At 74.5% G+C, this 1968-nt stretch carries 2 protein-coding genes; both read left to right on the top strand.

Annotated features, from left to right (window positions below):
• A partial coding sequence (locus D471_RS35925) for a rhamnulokinase (protein ID WP_017600998.1) occupies nt 1-1312 on the top strand: 1312 nt, incomplete at its 5' end.
• A gap of 23 nt (nt 1313-1335) precedes the next feature.
• The coding region (locus D471_RS0124160) for a (Fe-S)-binding protein (RefSeq protein ID WP_026128026.1) at nt 1336-1968 on the top strand (633 nt) is incomplete at its 3' end.

The raw sequence follows: 1968 nt of genomic DNA, 5'->3' as shown, positions 1-1968 counted from the left end.
CCCCGCCGGTCTACGGCAGGCGGCCGACCGGTTCGGCCCGTTGGCGTCGGCGGGCATCGACTCCTGGGCGGTGGACTACGGGCTGCTGGACGCCGACGGCTCCCTGCTCGACAACCCCGTCCACTACCGGGACGCGCGCACCGACGGCGCGCCCGACCGGGTGTTCGCCCACCTGTCCTCCGCCGAGCTGTATGAGGTGACCGGCCTGCAGGTGCAGCCGTTCAACACGGTGTTCCAGCTCGCCGCGGCGGCCGCCGACGCCCGGACCGCCCTCGCCCGGCGCCTGCTGCTCATCCCCGACCTGCTCGGACACTGGATGACCGGCGCCCAGGTCGCCGAACTGACCAACGCCTCCACGACGGGGCTGCTCGACGTCCGCGGCCGCCGCTGGTCGCCCCGCGTCCTCGACGTCCTCGCCGAGGCGTTCGGGGTGGACGCGGCCCCGCTGCTGCCCGAGGTGGTCGAACCCGGCACCGTGGTGGCACCGGTGCGCCCCGGTGAGACCGTCGGCGCCGCGGCCGGGACTCCGCTGGTGGCCGTCGGCTCCCACGACACCGCCTCGGCGGTGGCCGCCGTTCCCGCCACGGGGCCGGACTTCGCCTACGTCTCCTGCGGAACCTGGTCCCTGGTGGGCGTGGAGCTGGACGCGCCGCTGCTGTCCGAGGAGGGACGGGCCGCGAACTTCACCAACGAACTGGGGGTGGACCGCAGCGTCCGCTACCTGCGCAACGTGATGGGTCTGTGGCTGCTCCAGGAGTCGGTGCGCACCTGGAGCCGGCGGGGGCGGCAGGTACGGCTGGACGACCTGATCGCCCGGGCCGCCCGCGCTCCGGAGCTGGCCTGTGTGGTGGACGTCGACGACCCGCGCTTCCTCCCACCCGGGGACATGCCCGCGCGCATCGACTCCTACGCACGCGACACCGGTCAGCGACCGCCCGCCGACGACGCCGAGACGGCGCGGTGCGTCATCGACTCCCTCGCCCTGGCCTACCGGCGCTGGGTGCACCGCGCGGCCGATCTGACCGGACGCCGGATCGACGCGGTGCACCTGGTCGGCGGCGGCGCGCACAACACCCTGCTGTGCCAGCGGGCCGCGGACGCCGTCGGCCTGCCGGTGATCGCCGGTCCCACCGAGGCCACCGCGATCGGCAACCTGCTGGTCCAGGCGCGCGCGGTCGGAGCGATCGAGGGCGACCTGACGGGGCTGCGCCGGATCGTGGCCGACTCCGCCGGCGTGCGCCGTTACGAGCCGACGGGGAGCCGGCGGCCGTGGGAGGATGCCGAGGCCAGGATCGGCGGGACGTCCGGATGACGGTCGACGGAAGGGGCATCGGTATGCGCGTGTCACTCTTCGCCACGTGCGTGGTGGACACCATGGCGCCGCGGGCGGCGTGGCCCCCCGCCCGCCTCCTGGAACGGCTCGGCCACACCGTCACCGTTCCCGACGGCCAGACCTGCTGCGGGCAGATGCACATCAACTCCGGCTACCGTCGCCAGGCCGTGCGCGTCGTCGCCAACCACGTGCGGGCCTTCGAGGAGTCCGACGTGGTGGTGGCCCCCTCCGGGTCGTGCGTGGCCTCCATCCGCCACCAGCAGGCGATGGTGGCGCGCGGGGCCGGTGACGAGGGGCTGGCCCGGGCCGCTGAGGAGCTGGCCGAGCGCACCTACGAACTCTCCCAGTTCCTGGTGGACGTGCTGGGCGTGGAGGACGTCGGTGCCAGCTACCCGCACCGCGTCACCTACCACCCCGCCTGCCACGGCGCCCGGGTGCTGGGCCTGGGGGACCGGCAGGAGCTGCGGCTGCTGCGGGCCGTGCGCGGCCTGGAACTGGTGGAGCTGCCCGGGGCCGACCAGTGTTGCGGCTTCGGCGGCACGTTCGCGCTGAAGAACGCCGACACCTCCGCCGCCATGCTCTCCGACAAGATCGCCTCGATCGTGTCCACCCGCGCGGAGGTGTGCACGGCGGGC

The organism is Nocardiopsis lucentensis DSM 44048 (assembly GCF_000341125.1).
Lineage (GTDB): Bacteria > Actinomycetota > Actinomycetes > Streptosporangiales > Streptosporangiaceae > Nocardiopsis > Nocardiopsis lucentensis.
Note: the sequence above shows the minus strand (reverse complement) of the source record. Positions and strands in the feature narration are given on the sequence as shown.